Raw genomic sequence first — 17,210 nt, forward strand, 5'->3', positions numbered from 1 at the left:
CGACCAGGGGCACAACGACCGGGGGGATGACGTGCGGCTACTGCGACTGAGCCTTCCCTCCTACCGGGGCCTGCACAACTTCGAGCTGGATCTGACAGGCGCCCTGGACGGCGGCCACGCCATCGCCACCCTGATCGGCCCCAACGGCGGCGGCAAGTCCGGGGCCCTGCACGCGCTCGCCGAGATCTTCGGCGCCCTGCACCGGCCAGGGCACCGCGCGACGTTCGCCTTCGACCTCCTCTACGAGATGCACGGCACGACCGTCCAGGCCATACAGACCTCACCCGAAGCCTCCACCGAACTGACCGTGACCACCCCCCGGGGCTGGCCGAGACGCCTGGCCCGCGCGGAGTGGGCGCAGCATCTGCCCGATCATGTTTTCGGCTACCAGGCACACGCCCAGGCCCCCTGGACCAGCGAATTCGACCAGCACCGCCGCGCCGCCGCACGCCGCATCAGCCAATGGCGCCGGCAGTGGATGAACGACTTCGACCAGTGGCGCGAACGCCACTCACCGGACGAGGGAGAGCTGTGGAGTGAGCAGCTGACCCTGCCCATCAGCTGCTCCCTGTATACGCCGGTGTTCCTGTGTACGCCCGCGCATCTGCCGCTGTTGCTGCTCGCGCAGACCACCCACTGGTCGGACTCGTTCGGCACCTACCTGCGTCGCCACTCCTACCTCCAGCGGGTGACCTCTGCGGTCCTGCGGATCCGCGCGCCGCGCGCCGCACGCGCCCCGCACCTGGCCGCCCTGCCGTACTGGGGGTTGGGCGGGCCCGCCCGCACCCTGTTCGCGGCCGCCGCCGAGTCGGGGCGGTTCGGTCTCATCCCTGACGCCGACCCCATCGACGGCGCCGGAAGCCCCGCCGACGGGTTCCAGATTGACCTGGGCACCGCCGAGGACGTCCGCGCCTTCCGAAACCTCTTCGACAGTGACCTGTCGATGTTCGGCCTGCTGGCCACCCTGCTGGATGCCGGCTACCTCGCCGTCGACGTCCGCCTGGACAAGCCCGGCGCGCTCACCCTCGGCCTGAACGACCTGAGCTCGGGCGAGCAGCAACTCCTCACCATCTTGGGTCTGCTGCGACTGCAGCGGGCGCACGAGTCGCTGTTCCTCCTGGACGAACCCGACTCCCACTTCCACCCCGAGTGGAGCCGGCGCTGGTACTCCTCCGTGCGCAGCGTGCTGGGACCGCATCAGGACTCGCAGTTCCTCACCGCCACCCACGAACCGCTGCTGGTGGCCAACATGACCCGCGAGCAGATCCGCGTCGTCACCACCGACGAGGAGGGCCAGACCACCGCGGTGATACCCCGGGCCAACCCGCGCGGACAAGGCGCCGGCGGCCTGCTGACCACCGACTTGTTCGGCCTGCCCACACAACTCGACGAACATACCCAGGAACTGATCGACCGCCAGTACGCACTGCTCCCCGAGGCCGGCAGTGACCCGGTCAAACAGGCTGCACTGCGCGAGGTCACCGCCGAGCTGGAGACCATGGACTTTCCCAGCTCCGACCGCAATCCGCTCGTGGCGGCCTTCCTCGCCGAGCTCCACCGCAGACGCCTCGCGCTCCTCGAGTCCACCCGGGGCCACAACCCGCCCTCGCCCGAACAACTGCAGGCCCTGGTCGCCGAGCTGTTCCACGAGCGCTTCTCGTCGGTTATCTGACGCCGATGAGACACGTGGACATGAAAGGGATCACCGCCCCGCCGGCCTGGACCACCAAGACCCAGCTCACCCTGGACGCGGTCAGGGCCGCGATGGCCGCCAACATCAAGCGTGTCTTCACCACGCACTGGACCGAGGACGCCGTACGCAACCCGCTCCTCGACCTCGTCGGCGAAAAGTGCTGGTTCTGCGAGACCCTCATCGTGCGCGCGGACATCACCGTCGACCACTTCCGGCCGAAGTCCGAGGTACTCGAGGCGCCCGACCATCCGGGCTACTGGTGGCTGGCCTACGACGTGACGAACTACCGCATCGCCTGCAAGCACTGCAACAGCGGCGGAGCCCGGTACAACGGTGTGCGGGAAGGCCGCGCCAAGGGAAGCCAGTTCCCGCTCCTGGCCGGCACACGCGCCCGCACCTCACTCGACGATGTGGAAGACGAACAGCCGCTGCTCCTGGACCCGGCCGACAAGGACGACCCCGGCCTGCTCGGCTTCGACGCCGGCGGCTACGCCCGGCGTAGCAACACCCCCTACTCGCAAGCCGAAGCAGACATCGGGCTGTGCCGCGCCGACGAATCCATACGGATCCTGGCGCTCAACGACTCCCGGCTCGTCCCGCTCCGCAGCCGCCTCATCCGGGACGTCAGCGTGCTCGCCCGCTACGGGGACGCACCCGGCATCCAGCAGTTGATCGACGAAAGGGTGGAGCCCCAAGCGCAATGGAGCTCGGCAGCCGCCATGGCCCTGGCTCTGCGGCGCGCCTGTGACCAGCCCACCGCCGTGCCCGCCCCGGCCGCAACAACGCCCGGCCCTGCACCGGGCATCGGCCCGGCACGCTCAAAAGTGGACCTGCGAGACCTGCTGCACCATCTGGACCCGGACGACCTCAAGGCCGGCATCACCCTCACCGGCCGGCGCGGCAAGAAGGAACACCACGCGGTCCTGACCGACGAGGGCCAGATCAAAGTCCTGGGCCGCCCCTGGAATACCCCGCACCGCAGCCAGGGCCGCGACCGGCAGCAACAAGATCGACGGCTGGGATTTCTGGCGGCTGACCATCGCCGGCGTGGAGCAGACCCTCGCCGAATTCCGCGCCCGGCACGTCCCGCCCATCGCGCCCATGTGAGACACGGGTACCGGCGGCGAGCACGAAGACGTGCCCCATGGCCGCTGCACGATCCCAACCACTCCCAGCGGCGGCCGTCGGTCGCCATCGCGCTGTCGGCGCGTGGACAGGCGCGAACCGGCCACCTGTCCATCGCCTCACTGAAGTCCCAGACCGCTGCACGGAGTTGATGCTTCACTTGCAGCTGAATGCGTAGATATCAGCGGGAGGGGGCACCGTGGATCCAACACTCATCACCTTGGCCAGTGCCGGTGGTGCGGCTCTGGTCTCGGCCATGGCGGCCGATGGATGGAGCGCGTTCCGTACGGGCGTCGTCGCCCTGTGGCGTCGCTTCCAACCGGAGACCACGGATGCTCTCGAGCGGGATCTCGACACGACCCGCCAGACGCTGCTCGCCGTCCCGGAAGGCGAGAGGCAGCAGGTCCGCGATGCCCTGCAGTCGGTGTGGCAGGGGCGGATGCTGACGCTCTTCCTGGATGACCGCACCGCAGCCGCCGAGTTCGAGGAACTGCTGGCGCGGCTGGCGCCGGCCGATACGTCCCATCCGCACATCAGCTTCCGTGCCGAAGTCCACGACAACGGGCGCGTCTACCAGGCAGGCGGCAATCAGTTCATCCACGAACAATGACCGACCCGTATGACAACGATGCGTCCTGGCAGATGAACGCGAGCGCCGAGGACGAAGGACGCGTCTACCAGGCGGGCGGCGACCAGCACATCACCGAATACCACTATCACGGCGCAGAGCCCGTACTGGACGACGACGAGGATGACGACGAAGACGAGGACGACGACGAAGGGGGCTGGTACTACGAGCCGGCGGACGTCTACTTCCTCAACGGGCTGGGCGATCTCCTCGCCCTCGTCCTGCTTCCCTTGGCCCCGATCATCCCGCTCGCGATCTCCGGGGCCAGTGTGCGGGCCACCTGGACCGCCGACCGCGGCCCGTCCCTGTGGTGGTCCACCCTCTACACGCTCGGGACCGTGGCTCTGGCAGCGTTGGTGTTCAGGATCCTTCGCATGGTGCTGCCTCACCGGGCGGACGTCTACTCCTGGTGGTACCTGCCCCTCGGCGTCGCCGTGTTCGCCTACTACGTCGTACGGGCCCCGGAGAAGGTCGCCTTCGAGGTGATCGCCGACCTGGGCCAACAGATGGCGCAGGTCATCGGCCCGTTGTGACCGCCTCGCGTCGAGAGGTGAACGGCGGCGAGGGCGCCGTACGCGGGGGCAGCGCACCGTCGCCGCGACGGTCATTGAGACGGCCCTGGTGGACGGCGGAGCCGAACGGTGAAGATGCAGGTCGCAGACCAGTGCGCAAGGCGCTTTTGTGGTCAGGTCTGGCGCTAGGAGGTCGCGGCGCCGGTCCAGTTGCTCCAGGCGTCTCCTGCGGGTTTGACGTGGACGCGGATCTCGACCTTGGCGTTGACGACGAAGCAGACGCAGGTGGTGCTGCCGATTTCGATAGGGCCCGTGGTGGTGCGGCGGGGGACGAGGGTGCGTCCGTTGCCGATCTTGACTCAGTGGCCTCCGGAGACGACGCGGAAGAAGGCTTCGTAGTCGATGGAGTCTGCCGTCGACACCAACCCGGCCTGCGCCGCGAACCAGGCCGTGACCCGGGACGTCCCCGAGGCGCGCGCCGAGGACGTCGAGTGGGCCGATGTGGTGGTCTTCGGGACCCCTACGCGGTTCGGGAACGTCTCGGCCCAGCTGAAGCAGTTCATCGACACGCTCGGCGGGCTGTGGAGCGAGGGCAAGCTCGCGGACAAGGTCTACAGCGGCTTCACCTCGTCCACCACCCCGCACGCGGGCCAGGAACCCCCCTCATCTCGCTGTACACGATCAACCACCACTTCGGCGGACTCGTGGTCAGCTCCGGCTTCACCGACCCGCTGAAGTTCACCGGCGGCAACCCGTACGGCACCTCGCACGTCGACGGCCAGGGCGCGACCCCGGTGGACGCCACCACCCGCTACCAGGCGCAGCGTGCACTGAGGATCGCCGCGCGCCTCAAGGCGGCCTGACCCCGGTGCGGTCGGTGCCTCCTGTCTGCTCCCCGTCCGGTTTGGTGTGGTCGCGTCCGGTGAACGGCCTGTGTGTCAGCGTTTGCGCCGCTTGCGGCCCTGCTGGCGGGAGGTCTGCTTGCGGGGCCGCACAGCGTCCCACTCGACGAACGCGGCTGTCAGCATCCCGGAGGTGGCCGCCGTGTGGAAGTGCTCCGCGAAGGCCTGCGGGGAAGCGAACGCCAGGCGCCGCTCGGGTGGCTCCTCCAGGGTGAATCCGAATCCGTAGACCACCAGGACCCGTTTGCTGGCGGCGGCCGCATCGTTCCACCGGGGCGGCAGGCTGGTCAGGGCGCGGGCCCAGACGGTGCCCTCTGGGTCACGCAGTTCCATGCGGTTGCCGCGCTGGCACAACCGCCATCCGGGAAGGAAGGGGACGGACGGGGCCTCGGGGATCATCCGACGAAAGCCTGCGCTGCTGATCCGGTGGACTTGGTACTCCATGGCGGGCGCCCCGACCGCGGCCATGGCGGTGAGCATGTGACGCGGCTCCATCAGCACGATGGGGGTCCTTGGAGGGCGCGCCCCGTCGGCGACGGTGCGCGGATCGCGGATGACGCCGATCGCCTGGAGGGGGGCCTGCCCGCTGAGGGCGCAGTGCACATCGGCCACCGCCGCTTCGACGATCTGGCGGAGGTACGCGCGCTGTTCGGGGAGGATGCGCTTTTCGTCGAAGAGTGCCTCGCCGGCTGCGTGGGCATGGTCGTGGATCTGCTTGCTGGTCATGGCCGTGACCCGTTTCAGCAGCGCCATCATGAGACGCCCCCAGGGCGCGGTCGGATTGATGCCGTCGGCGTCGAAGGACTTGTCGCGCAGCTCGACGGTCAGGGCGATGAAGGCGTCGGCGTCGTGGTGGGCGGCGGCGTCGATCGCCTTGAGGAGGGTGAACCGGGCCCGCTCGTGCTCGCGCAGTGCGGCTTCGAGATGCTCGATGCCGCACTCGGTCAGCACGCGGCGCAGCAGCGCCGCGGCGTGGTCGTCGGTGGATTCGATCCATGCCAGGGCGCAGGCGAGCCCGATGTTGTGGACGAAGTCCTGGACAGAGGAGCGGTACAGCGAGCGGGGCCCGGTGTAGGGGAGGAAGGACTCAAACTCCGCTTCGGCCTCTGCCCAGCGGCGCTGGTAGACGAGCGCTTCGATGAGGTGGCGCTGGATCTCGGCGGCGTGGAAGGAACGGGCGTGGGTGTGGTGGGGAGGGGGGAGCTGGTCGCGGGCGGCGTGTTCGACACCCTGCAGATCGCCGTCGCCGAACAGGCGGGCGATCCGCTCGGCTCCGAGCCGCTCGCTGACCGCCGAGGTCTGGGGCAGCTGGTCGGACAGTCGGGTGAAGGCGTCCAGCACGGGCTGTAGGTGAGGGTTGTCGGGGCGGGAGTCGGCAAGGTTGTGCAGGAGGATGCGGGCCTGCGTCGCCAACAGTGCGGCCGCGTTCTCGCCATCCTGCTCCCCGGGCAGCTGCTCGACGTATTCCACGAGCGGCGACAGCAGGCTCACCACCTGCTCCACCGGATCGGAGATGCTGTGGTGCGCGTACATCTGGGCCAGCGAGATGCGGGTCTGCGCGATCAGGAGCTTGTTGGGGTCGGCCAGTTCCTGAAGCCAGTCCAGTTCCAGATGCAGCAGCCGCGTCGCCTGGGCCATCTGCCCCTGGATGTAATCGAATCCGGCGAGGTTGCCGATCAGGAGCGCGGTGTCGTTGTCCTTGACCTGCATGTCCTGGATGTGGCCGGCCAGGGCCGCCGCGTGCGGGGCGATCTCCCAGGCCCGGTCGGCGTCGTCGAAGTCGAGGGCCGCGCCGAGCCAGCGCGCGGTGTGGAAGGCGCTGCGGGAGAGTGCCGTCTCCACCTGGGCGCCGTGGGCAAGGTGCTGGCGCAGCAGATGCTGCAGGACGGTGTTCATCGACACGGTGTCGTCGCTGCCGGCGAACTCGGAATGGCGGGAGGCGAGCGGCTCGTCGTAGCGGACGAAGGACACCTGGATCAGCGACCGGATCATCTCCCTGACCGGGACAGTGGCCTCGTCCACGACGACGGCTTCCTTGCCCGCGGGGACGAGGTCGGGCGGGATGAACGCGCAGGCCATCGCTAGGTGCACCGGAATGCGCTGGGCGGCGAAGTTGCACAGGAACCCGAGGAGTTCCCGCACCGGGAGGGAGAACTCGCTGTCGTCGGCGGTGTTGCGGGCCAGTCGCTCCAGGCTCAGCTCGACGGTGGCTGCCAGGGTCCGCGGATAGCCCGACGGCTTGGATCTCTTGTCGGCCAGGGCCCGATCGAGCAGGAGGGTACGGAAGGTGCCCAGTCGTTCGACGGGGATCTGGCAGGTGCGCATGTATCCGCAGGCCAGCTCGATGGCCAGGGGCCACCCCTCCAGCGTTTCGGCCAGAGCGTCCAGGTCTTCCCGGTGAACGGCCGCGGTGTCGGCGTTCAACCGGAGGCGACGGGTGAGGAGTTCGACTGCCTGGGCATGGTCCATCGGTGACAGGTCGACGCGGGGCAGGGTGTGCCAGCTGGCGCTGTCGATGGACGTGAACAGCACATCGCCACGCCCCAGCCGCGGGATCCACGCATCGACCCCGTCGGGGGTGGCGTCGTCGAAGACGAGCAGCCAGCGTCCGGGCAGCGCCGCGAGCAGCTCGTGGACCTGTTCGCGCAGGTACGGGGTGCTCGCGCCGGCGGGGGTGTCGTGCGCCTGCCTGTTCAGGTGCCCCCAGATGCGCCGAAAGGAGCCGGCCAGGGACTCTTCCGTGGCGGCCTCGGCCCACAGGACGAGGTCGTAGGCGTCGGCGTGTGCGGCCACATACGCGGCGGCCGTGCTCGATTTCCCGATCCCCGACAGACCGGACAGGACACAGGAGTTGACCGAACGGTCGCGCGGATCGGACGGGGCCAGGGCTTCGGTGATGTCGGCGAGAAGGTCAGGACGGGGTACGTCGGGTACGGGCGCGAGCGGGCCGAACACGCAGCCCCAGTCCTGGCGCCCCAGCGCGCGCACCAGCACGTCGTCCTCGACGAGCGCGGCGTCGGTGAAGTCGGCGATGCTCCAGTACGCCTGGCGGGGGTCGGCCGCGCGGCGCATAATCTCGGCGAGAAGATGCCCTGTGATCAGGCCCGCGGAGCGGCTGCCGAGGCCGACGCGATGGCGGGCCCGCCGCTCGCGCAGCCGCTCATGCAGGTCTTGGCGGATGCCCTCCACGTCCCGGGCGTCGCACACCACCCGCGCGCGGGCAAGACGCTCCAGGTCCGGCCCGGTCAACGCCTCGAGGCGGGCCGCTGCGGAGGGAGCCCGCTGCAACACCTGCGCCAGCTGCGACTTGAGCTGATCGGTGTCAGCGGGCGGCGCATCGAGGATCTTGGCCAGTGTCCGGCAGTTACGGTCGGGCAGCGCAGCCGTGATCAGCTCGTACCGCTCGGCCTCGACCTTGCATACCAGCTCGGCCAGAATCGTGAAGGCAGTCGGGGCGCTGACCTGGCGTCCCGGCGAAGCGCTCTTGACCTGCGCGGCGAGCAGGCAGTCACCGTCCTGGTCGACGAGATCGAAATCGACCACGTCGATCGCGGAGGCCGCCGTGGTGTCCGCGGGGCCCTCGATGCGGCAGCCGTGGACCCGCACCTGATCGGACGCAGTCAGCATCGCCTCGAGCGTGCGCAGGTACTGGTACTGAAACCCGCGGGCAGCTACCCGGCCGCCATCCATCCGCACCATCGAACCCCCAGTTCGCCCAACACCATCCAGATCTAGCGAGGTTAGCGAGCGCCACTGACAGTCGCCCGTACGGTTTGCGACACACACCATCGGCGATGTCCCCCGTCGCGGCGCGGACGAGCTGCCTGCGGCCTGTCGCACCGATCATCGGCATCACAGCGGCGCGAGCGGTGTCCGAAGGCAACACCGCGGCCGCCAGGAGACTCCGGCCCGGCGCTCGCTGTTCGCCCGCCGCCATGAGGCGGCGGCGGTCACAGTGACTCGACCCACTCGCCGGGCTCTTCCAACCCGTGCGGAGCCACCGGCGCCGACGGGCTCGGAGTGGTCGGTCCGCACGGCGGAAGGGGTTCGGGGACGGTCGCCGCTTGGGGGATCGCGGTCGCGCAGGCGGCGCAGGCGTCGGCAAGGTGCCAGGTCCGGCCATGGTCCGCGCGGATCAGCACCAGCCCCAAGGGGCCGTTGCACTGGCCCTGGCGCCGGTGCCAGACGCAGGACCGCTCGCGGCACTGACACGTCCGCAGATGGGGCTCCAGACCGGATTCCCGCACATGGCGCGCCAGATGCCGTCGCAGCTGCTCCCCTCGCGGGACGCCCGACGTGGGGTCCGGGCCGGGGCAGGCGCTGCACACCAGCACGGGCCGCCCGGCTGGACAGCTGATGGTGACCGTCCAGGCGCGCGCAGGCAGGGCGGTGGTCATCGGATCCCTCCTAGCGGTCATCAGATCGTCCCCGGCGCTCGACCTGGGCGACGCGCCGAGAGGGTAGTGCAGACCTCTGCCCTCGCGGGATGTCGCCGTACCGGCACAAATAGGGCAGAGGTCTGCACTGTCAGGGCAGGGGTCTGCACCGTCCGATGGTCGAGTGACGATCTTCCCGCCGCCGGACCCCGACCCGACGGCACTCCGGCAGGCCCTCGCCCGGCTCCGCGCCGAGCGGGGCTGGAGCTATGACGAGCTCGCCGCCCGCAGCGGCCTGTCGCGCCGCACCCTCATCGAGGTCGAGCAGGGCCGCACCATCGGATCGCTGGGCACCTGGCACGCCCTGGCCCACGCCTTCGGCATTCCACTGGGCGTACTCCTGGACCCCTTGTGTACGGGCCACGAGCGTCCGGGACTGGAGGGCTGACCCAGGCGCCAAGCCTCACCCGAAGGGGACGCGACGTTCGGGCACCTGTGCCGCATTCGAGTGCCTGATCCTTTCCTGCCGCCGCCCACAGGCGAGGAACAGGCGCAGGCCGGGGCAAAGGCGGGCCTTACTTCCGAACCTGCCCGGTGCCGGCATTCTGTGCCCGCCCCAGGTGGCTTGGGAGGTTCCGCGCCCGGCCGCCTCGTACGCCGGGGCCGCGGTCGGGTAGGCCGAGAGGCCGGCTACCAGGGGACGTTGCGGAGCGAGGGCGCCTCGCCGTGCGCGGGCGTGCGGGGTTGGAGCCGGCCGAACCAGATGCGCCAGGTGAAGGGCAGGCACGCGATTCCCGGGACGCAGAACGCGAGCCACACCAGCCACGCCGGAGGGAAGTGACCGGGCAGCGGCCAGGCGTCGTGGAACAGGGCACCCATGCACACGTCCATGATCACGACGAGTGGCGGGCCGATCCAGGTCGCCCCGGCTGTCCAGTCCAGCCGGCCGCTGCCCCAGTACGCGGCGAAGATCATGCTGAAGCCGACATGCGCAGGGATGTAGAGCCAGCCGGCCCATCCGTCGCCCAAGCCGTTGGAGTAGGCGACACCGACCGTGGAGGCGGTGATGGCCAGCAGGTAGAGCATGCTGACCGTGGTGAACAGCAGCCGGACCTGCCGCTTCACGACCGGTTTGACCATGATGTAGTCGCGGCGGTCCAGCGACCTGCCGCCGCCCGACGGCTCGGCGTCCCCCATGACCGTGCCGGTGTTGGTGTTGTCGAGGAGTGTGGTGGGGCTGGTCCCGGCGGCCACGCAGTCCTGAGCACGCCGCACCAGGTCGGCCGCCCGCTCATAGACGGCGGTGTCCGCGCCGGGCTGGGCTGCGCGGACGCTGACCGCGTGCCGGGTTCCGTCCAGCCAGTGGGCTGCATCGTCGGTGTCCAGTTCGGCGGCGGCCCGGACGGCCAGCGGCAGCAGCTCGTCGGGGGCGGTGGCCACCGCGCGGTGGGCGCCCTCGGCGAGCGCCGGGTCCTCGGTGCTGACACGCGCGACGACGTGGAGGGTCTGGGCGCGCTGCTCGGGCTTGAGGGTTTCGTGCTGAAGGAACTGCTCGACGAATTCGTGCCCGCTGTCGGTCTCGACCTCGGTGAGCAGGGCTGCGGCCAGCGGCTCGCCGACCGCGCCCCAGTGGGCGCCGTCGGTGCTGGGGTAGGCGGCGGTGAGGATGTCATCCAGCGCGGCGAGGACTCGCCGGTCGGGTGCGGCCGAGGGGCCGTAGCCGCTGTGATGGGCGTCGTACCCGGCGCGGATGACGGCCTGCCCGTCGCGGGCGGTGGCCGCCCCGGCGAGGAACTGGGCGGTGATCAGGCTGCGGATCAGTTTGGTGTCCACCGCACCCTGCGGGAGGCGGGCCTCGGAGATCTTGCGGACGTAGTTCTCCTCGTGCGCCAGGAGCACGTCCAGGGGGTGGTCGCGGTCGGCGAAGGTGGGGTTGGCGTGGACCAGGACGTCGGCGAGTGCAGCGATGTGGTGGTAGATGACCGGATGCGGGCCCGAGTTCGCGAGGCGGGCGCCGTACTCGTTGGGCGCATCCGAGAGCGTGCACTCGCGCCAGCTCTCGTCCGCCTGCCCGGCGAGGCGGAGCTGTTCGATCCGGTGCGCGAAGTCCGCCTTCGCACTCTCGTAGATGTCCGCACTGGACCGGCCGTCATAGGCATCGTCGGGGGAGACGGCGAAAGTGTGGGTGACGGGGCCGGCGTGCAGGGCGCGCAGTTCGCGCTGTTTGGACGGCCACCAGCTGTCCCGGCGGCGGGCCAGGAGCAGGATGCGCACCGTGTGGCCGTCGTGCTGCGGGGTCAGGGCCGCGAGCAGGTCGGCGAGTTGACCATCCCGGCTCTCGGCCAGGTCCACGATCACCAGCAGCGGATAGCGGGAGGATCCGAGCAGGCGGTAGCCGGTGGAGGGCGGCCGGTCGGTGAGGAAGCCGCCGCTCCACGGACGCCGGTCAGCGTCCTCGGGCAGTGGGGTGGCCAGGCGCTGTAACACCTCGGCGAGCAGCCGGGTTTTCCCGGTGCCGCCCAGCCCGGTCAGCGCGGCGACGTCCACCCGGTGTGCCGTGCGGCACCAGGCGGCGATCTCGTCGATCAAGTGGGACATGCCGGTGAGGGCGACGGTACGGGTATGCGGGTCGAGCAAGTAGGAGGAGGACAGCACCGGCTCGGGCGGGCCGTGCAGCAGCGGCCGAAGGTCGGCGGCCTGAAGCCGGGGCAGCATGCCGGTGTGCTCGACCACCGCGTTGGAGAAGCCGTCGGCGGACAGCAGCTGGGAGGCCGGCAGGGCCATCAGGCTGCGATCCCACTGCTTGTCGACCGTACGCACCTGCCCGACCAGCAGCCCCTGGCAGGTGACCCCGGCCCCGGACAGCCCCTGCCAGTTCTCGTAGAAGCGGGGCAGCGCCCCCGACACCTCGAGCCCGTACAGCATCGAGCGTGATCCGGTGTGCGGTGCGATCGTTCCGTCGACCGTTTTCAGGTCGTCGACGAAACGCTCCGGATCCGCGCCTGCTTTGCGGCGCATGGCCTTGGGGAAGCCCGACATGGTGCAGTGCGGGCGGTGGCCCGGATCGCTGCACACCAGCTCGCCGAACCGCATCGTCGTCATCCCCGCGCCGACCAGGTCGCGGTCCGCCTCCAGCAGCGCCGCATCCAGGCGAGGATCGCTCCACACCACGTGGGCCTCCGTGAACTCGGTGTGGACCAGGTCGCGCACCGCCACCTGGCGGGGTGTGGGCTGAGCGACGTGCAGAGCGGTCAGGACCAGGCCGGGGGCGATGAGGTAGCCGGTGCCGTAGGACTCCTCGCCGCTTGCGGTGCCCTGTACTTCGACGGTGCGCCGTTCCGATCCCCCGATCATCGGCATGGCGTCTAGTCCAGGCCCAGTCCGGCCAGGGACCCGCCGCGGCCGCCCGCCGTGTCCCCGATCTCCAGGTCGTTCCCGTCCGCGTCGGGGGCGACGCTGAGGGTGACCGTCATGCGGTGGGTGGCTGTCTGCGACCGTTCCCCTTTCGCGTCCGCGGAGACGACGAACGCCTTCACGCCGCCGCCCGCCGACGCGGTGTGCCGCAGCTCGATTCCCAGGTCGAGGACGACGTCCTTGACGGTGAACCGGATCGGCGAGCCCGCCCCGTTGCGCTGGGCCGCGACCAGCCCGTCACGCACCGCCATGATCGCATCCGACAGCTCGGTCGGCCCCAACTCCATAGATCCCCCTGATCGTTGACGCGCTGCGCCAGTGTGCCCCCGAAGGAGGTGGTGCGAAAGTGCGCCGCCAGCCGAATACCGCCCGCCGCCGACACGATCCCGCCCAGCCCCCGCCGGGTCCGCGCTCCTTTGGCCGCGGCGGGCGGCAGGAGCGCGGACCGGGCCACGATACGCCGGGCTGGCGCGGCATCGCACCGACTCACCGCCGAGCGGGCACCCCGGCCGGACTCCGCATGGCCGTGCGGTCGAGTTCCTTGAAGATCTGCTCACGCAGCCGGGTGCGTGAGCCGGGGATCTGCAGGCGCCCGTAGCGCGTCTCGAACCGGGCCAGGTGCGTGCGGATGCGCTGGTAGAGGTCGGGGTGGCGGCGTACGAGCTCGTCGTAGGCCTGATCGCCGGCTCTCTTGAGCAGGGCAGGGCTGGGATCGGCGCGCTCGGCCAACGACAGGCCGTCGTTGAGCGCGGTGATCAGGCGTACGGCCTCGGCGCGGCGCTGCAACAGCGCCGCGAACAGCCGCCGTCGTGCGTGGAGTTGCTCCAGCTGCGCGGCAGTGCGAGCAGTGGGCGAGCGGGTCAGGTCGGTCAGGTTCTTGGTGTGAGGGTTGCCCGCGCTGGGGGCGACCGCGCGCAGAACGTTGTTGAGCTGATCGCGCCAGCGGTTGAGCACCAGCGGATGGCACAGCACGTCATCGCGTTCGTCCTGGCCGTCGGCATCGGCGAGCAGCCGCTTCGCGAACGCTGGCTCGTCGAGTGCGAGAACGACGCGGACGGCGTCGTTGAGCGGGGCGATGAGCCACCCGTTGTCGATGCAGCGGGTGACCTTGTCCTGGATGGAGCGGATCGGCGCGGCCGCCGCGGCGGGCACCCCTGCCGCGGTCGCGATCTCAAGGACCAGGGCGTCCCTCTCCGTACTGAGGTAGCGGCCCAGCCAGGCACGTGCCACGCGCCGGGAGTCATCGGTGGCGGCAGGGAAAGGCAGCACCCCCGCAGCGGTGAGCTCCTCGACGCGCTGGGCTTTCAGGCGCCGCTCCGCCTCCCGCAGCCGCTGCCAGACCGCATCCTGCTGAGCCTTCAAAGACTCGGCGCTCTCATCGCGCCGGCCGGACAGGACCCGCATCTCGCGTCTGATCTGCCGGTCGTACAGCGCGTAGGTGAGGGCGTCGATGCTCTGCTCGATGCGGTCCGGGCCGTACAGCAGCTCGTCGAGACCGGTGCGGCGCAGCCCGCACGCCTGCGCGGTCACTACTGCCGCCAGGTCCAGGAAGCTGACGTTGATCAGGTCTGACAGTTCCGGCAAGGGCAGCCGCCACGGCTGCGGATGCGGCACCCGCACGGCGCGCGGGCCCGCCCCGTCAAGGCCCAGGCCGCTGCGCCGCTGCGCGGCCCGGTGGTGGGGTTCGGGCAGGTCGAGGGCGAAGCGGGCGTTGAGGTAGCGCAGGGTGCGGCCGCGGTGCAGCGCCGTGGTCGGACGGTCTCGCAGCGTGCGGCAGGGGGAATGGCGCGGGGCGTCGCAGGTCGGGCACGCGATGGTCGCGATGTCCGACGAGGTCACGTTCCACAGGGCCCGGCGCACCGGCCCCGAGGGCCACCTCTGCTCGTCGAAAGCTGCGTCACTGAGTCGGGAAGGCATGCGCCGCAAACTGCCAGCCGCCCCGCCGCCGCCCACGCGAACGCATCTGGCACGTCCCACACACGGGTCACGCGCCGCGTGCGGATGTTCTCTTCCGGGCTGCGTGTTCGGAGGCTGGGTGTGCCACGAAGCGGTGCGGCCTCGATGGCGTCATGGCGCCGGGGCCGCGGGCCCTGGCAGGGGGTGCAAACCGGATGCCGCGCTGGCCGTGCCGCCCGCGCTGATGCTGGGCGCGCCTGCCGCACGGGCCGATTCCTGGGGTACCCCGGTGACCGTCAACCCCTGGAACAAGATCAGCGGAAGGTGGACCACCGACAACGAGCTGGAGACGTACATGCCGGACCGCCGGTGGGACCGAGATGGTGGCGGGGCGGGGCTGCTGGAGGAGCTGAGCGCCTCAGTTGGCGAGAAGGTTTCCCGCGTCGATGTCCCTGGCGAGCTTTTGCCCGTGATCGACGAGCACTTTCCGGAGGTCAGCGTAGTGACCCATCGGATCGGAGCGGCGGAGTTGGAACCATGTGGTGTTCCGGCGCCGCGACCAGTCTTGCTGGATGGCCGGCGGTTGTTCGGCTTCAATGGGGCGAGGCGCAAACAGATGCTCACCATGGGTGACTTGGGCCCAGATGAACACGGAGGCTTCCTGGCGCTTACGGTCATCGAGGACGGGCCGACGGCCGTGCGCGCGCTGCAGCTGGCTGGTGAGGTCCTGCCAGGTGCCGGGGGTAAGAGCCCAGCCGAGTAGGGCGTCGCGGCGATATTGGTAGTCGATGAGCCCCTCGGCCTGGCGATGTAGTTCGATGGCGAGGTTCTGCAGCGCTCGCCCGAAGTCCTGTACCTCGTTAGGTGAGTTGAGCCAGATGCGGATGTTGTCCTCGACGTTGTGGGGCATTTTGCTGGTGTCAATGCCCAGGTAGCGGGCCGCTTCGGCGAGGGAGTCTTGGGTGGCCCACTGGACGAGTTGAATGGCTGCGACGCGCCGCAGGGTCTTGGACTCGGTGTGGCCGTCGAGATCGCGGAGATGGCGGTCGTACCAGCTCTGCTCCAGGTGGGCGGGGATGTGTTCAGCCCGGTAGCGGGTCGGGCGGAAAGTGGTCCAGCTGCGAGTTCTGGCGTAGGTGCGGATGAGGGGTGTTGCCGCAGTGCGCAGACGCTGCGAGCAGGACCTTTCATACTTGGCGAAGATCCGGGCCCAGCCGGCGCGGGCGGGCGTGGTTGTGTGCTCGGATTCGAAGGACTTGGCGAGGACGTCGCCAAGGCGATCGGTCTTCAGCAGGGAGTGGGCGGCGCCGAGTATGGCGCCGCAGGCCATGGAGTTGGTGGGGGCGGCGTCGTGGACCCGCAGCGTCCCGAAATAGCCTCGGGCTCGGGTCTCTGCGTCTACAGCGGACACGAATGCAGAGTCGACTCGGTGTCGGCTGTAGGGCCAAGAGGCTGTGACGAGCACAGCAAGGAGGTGGAGGTCGCTGAAGTACTCGTTCGCTTCGCTGTTGCCTTCCCGGGAGTCGAGAAGGCTGAGGAGGTCATGCTGCAGTCCGAGTAGCTGCGGGGTGGGCCGCATAGCGGGAAGAGGGGCCAGGTCAAGGCGGGCTCGGCAAGGCAACCGCTTGCGCTCCCCGGCCCTGGACGGCGAAAGATAGCGGCACTCTGCCGGGTGCAGATCGTGGAATCCGTCGTAGGGGATCAGTCCGGTGGGTTCCAGGGCGTTTGCTGCCGGATGATGACACTGTGGGCACTGGTGTTGGAGAAAGCACTCGTGCCGTAGGCAAGCGAACACGACGCCGAGGTGCCATTCCTTCTTCCACGGCCCGCCGTACCTATGTTGGACGAAACTCCCATCCCCGGCCAGACATAAGGAGCAATATCGAGGAAAGCCACCCAAGAGCCACTTGTCCATCGAAGGTGATTGAACGAGTCGAGTTGGCGACGACCGACGGATCGGCTGGTAGTAGCGTTCCCAGGCTCCCAGAGTGAGCCCGCGGGCTTCATCGCGTGAGAGCCGGGTGGTCTGGGCGAACTCGTCGAGCGACGAACCGGGCAATTCCACGAGAAGTTTACGCATGAGATGGCCACTGCTAGAGGGCAACAGGCCGGTGAAGCGTCCAAGTTCGGCGGGGCTCAGGCCGAGCCGAAACGACAGGCGCAACAGGTATCCAGGCAGGGACTCGCCAGGCAACGGGTCAAGGCTCCGGGGAAGGGGATGCATCCGCGTGCTTAGCTTCTCCGTGTCCGCGGCTGCTGGGCCGTGGTTGTCGAATGCAGTGCTTCTGGGTACGTACTTTTGGCCGAGCAAGGGCCCGTGGCGGATCCGCTCCTGATCACGGGATGGCGGGACTTCTCCGGCTCCGGAATCATGGGCGCCGTCTCCGTCGACGATGATCTCGCCGACACGCCACCGCCGCCTTGGCGTACGGCGCGACGAGGTCGGCCAGCGCGAAGCTGCGTGACCACGCCGGCCGAGATGCGAATTCCGGCGTACGGGGGTGAAACCGTCATGCCTCCAGCACAGCCTGTGGCGCGGACTGCAGCACGACTTCCCGGCAATCCGGAGCACGTGAACGGCACGGCCGCTATCTTGCCCGCTCGGCTCCGCCGGACCGGCCGCTTGGTTACTTAGCGTTGCGAGCTCAAGATCCGCCACCTAGT

Annotated in this window: 11 protein-coding genes and 2 pseudogenes; 6 read left to right on the forward strand and 7 right to left on the reverse strand. The window is 69.6% G+C overall.

Annotated elements, in window-relative coordinates:
- Positions 1 to 31: 31 nt before the first annotated feature.
- The 5 genes and pseudogenes from ACGFW5_RS16375 to ACGFW5_RS16395 form a co-directional block, all read left to right on the forward strand.
- Positions 32 to 1,672, forward strand: coding sequence for an AAA family ATPase (locus ACGFW5_RS16375; RefSeq protein ID WP_393834905.1), 1,641 nt, complete (start codon positions 32 to 34; stop codon positions 1,670 to 1,672).
- 20 nt (positions 1,673 to 1,692) lie between these two features.
- On the forward strand, positions 1,693 to 2,970 hold the full coding sequence (locus ACGFW5_RS16380) for an HNH endonuclease (protein ID WP_393834906.1): 1,278 nt from the start codon (positions 1,693 to 1,695) through the stop codon (positions 2,968 to 2,970).
- A 47-nt stretch (positions 2,971 to 3,017) separates the two neighbouring features.
- Complete coding sequence (locus ACGFW5_RS16385; RefSeq protein ID WP_393834907.1) at positions 3,018 to 3,428, forward strand: hypothetical protein; 411 nt, start codon at positions 3,018 to 3,020, stop codon at positions 3,426 to 3,428.
- A complete protein-coding gene (locus ACGFW5_RS16390) occupies positions 3,425 to 3,979 on the forward strand; it encodes a hypothetical protein (RefSeq protein WP_393834908.1) in 555 nt (184 codons plus the stop codon). Before ACGFW5_RS16385 ends, ACGFW5_RS16390 begins: the two co-directional genes overlap by 4 nt.
- Positions 3,980 to 4,363: 384 nt before the next feature.
- A pseudogene (locus tag ACGFW5_RS16395) lies at positions 4,364 to 4,821 on the forward strand (NAD(P)H-dependent oxidoreductase); the annotation flags it as partial.
- 75 nt (positions 4,822 to 4,896) lie between these two features.
- Here ACGFW5_RS16395 and ACGFW5_RS16400 read toward each other — a convergent pair.
- Together ACGFW5_RS16400 and ACGFW5_RS16405 are read right to left on the reverse strand one after the other, a co-directional pair.
- The gene (locus ACGFW5_RS16400; protein WP_393834909.1) at positions 4,897 to 8,487 is read right to left on the reverse strand and encodes a hypothetical protein; all 3,591 of its coding nucleotides are present in this window, start codon (positions 8,485 to 8,487) and stop codon (positions 4,897 to 4,899) included.
- 323 nt (positions 8,488 to 8,810) lie between these two features.
- Complete coding sequence (locus ACGFW5_RS16405; protein ID WP_362721743.1) at positions 8,811 to 9,257, reverse strand: hypothetical protein; 447 nt, start codon at positions 9,255 to 9,257, stop codon at positions 8,811 to 8,813.
- A gap of 163 nt (positions 9,258 to 9,420) precedes the next feature.
- On the opposite strand from ACGFW5_RS16405, the gene ACGFW5_RS16410 reads away from it, so the two are divergent.
- Positions 9,421 to 9,684, forward strand: coding sequence for a helix-turn-helix transcriptional regulator (locus ACGFW5_RS16410; RefSeq protein ID WP_362721741.1), 264 nt, complete (start codon positions 9,421 to 9,423; stop codon positions 9,682 to 9,684).
- A 242-nt stretch (positions 9,685 to 9,926) separates the two neighbouring features.
- On the opposite strand, the gene ACGFW5_RS16415 is transcribed toward ACGFW5_RS16410, so the two are convergent.
- The 5 genes and pseudogenes from ACGFW5_RS16415 to ACGFW5_RS16435 all read right to left on the reverse strand — a co-directional run.
- Entirely contained in the window at positions 9,927 to 12,596 is a 2,670-nt protein-coding gene (locus tag ACGFW5_RS16415) for a hypothetical protein (protein WP_393834910.1), read from the reverse strand.
- A gap of 5 nt (positions 12,597 to 12,601) precedes the next feature.
- A complete protein-coding gene (locus tag ACGFW5_RS16420) occupies positions 12,602 to 12,937 on the reverse strand; it encodes a trypco2 family protein (RefSeq protein ID WP_393834911.1) in 336 nt (111 codons plus the stop codon).
- A gap of 199 nt (positions 12,938 to 13,136) precedes the next feature.
- Entirely contained in the window at positions 13,137 to 14,567 is a 1,431-nt protein-coding gene (locus ACGFW5_RS16425) for a hypothetical protein (RefSeq protein WP_393834912.1), read from the reverse strand.
- A gap of 397 nt (positions 14,568 to 14,964) precedes the next feature.
- The gene (locus ACGFW5_RS16430) at positions 14,965 to 15,957 is read right to left on the reverse strand and encodes a hypothetical protein (RefSeq protein ID WP_393835088.1); all 993 of its coding nucleotides are present in this window, start codon (positions 15,955 to 15,957) and stop codon (positions 14,965 to 14,967) included.
- A gap of 363 nt (positions 15,958 to 16,320) precedes the next feature.
- A pseudogene (locus ACGFW5_RS16435) lies at positions 16,321 to 16,770 on the reverse strand (TniQ family protein); the annotation flags it as partial.
- Positions 16,771 to 17,210 lie beyond the last annotated feature (440 nt).

The sequence above is a fragment of the Streptomyces sp. NPDC048416 genome, from assembly GCF_043200435.1.
In the GTDB taxonomy this organism is placed as follows: Bacteria; Actinomycetota; Actinomycetes; order Streptomycetales; family Streptomycetaceae; genus Streptomyces.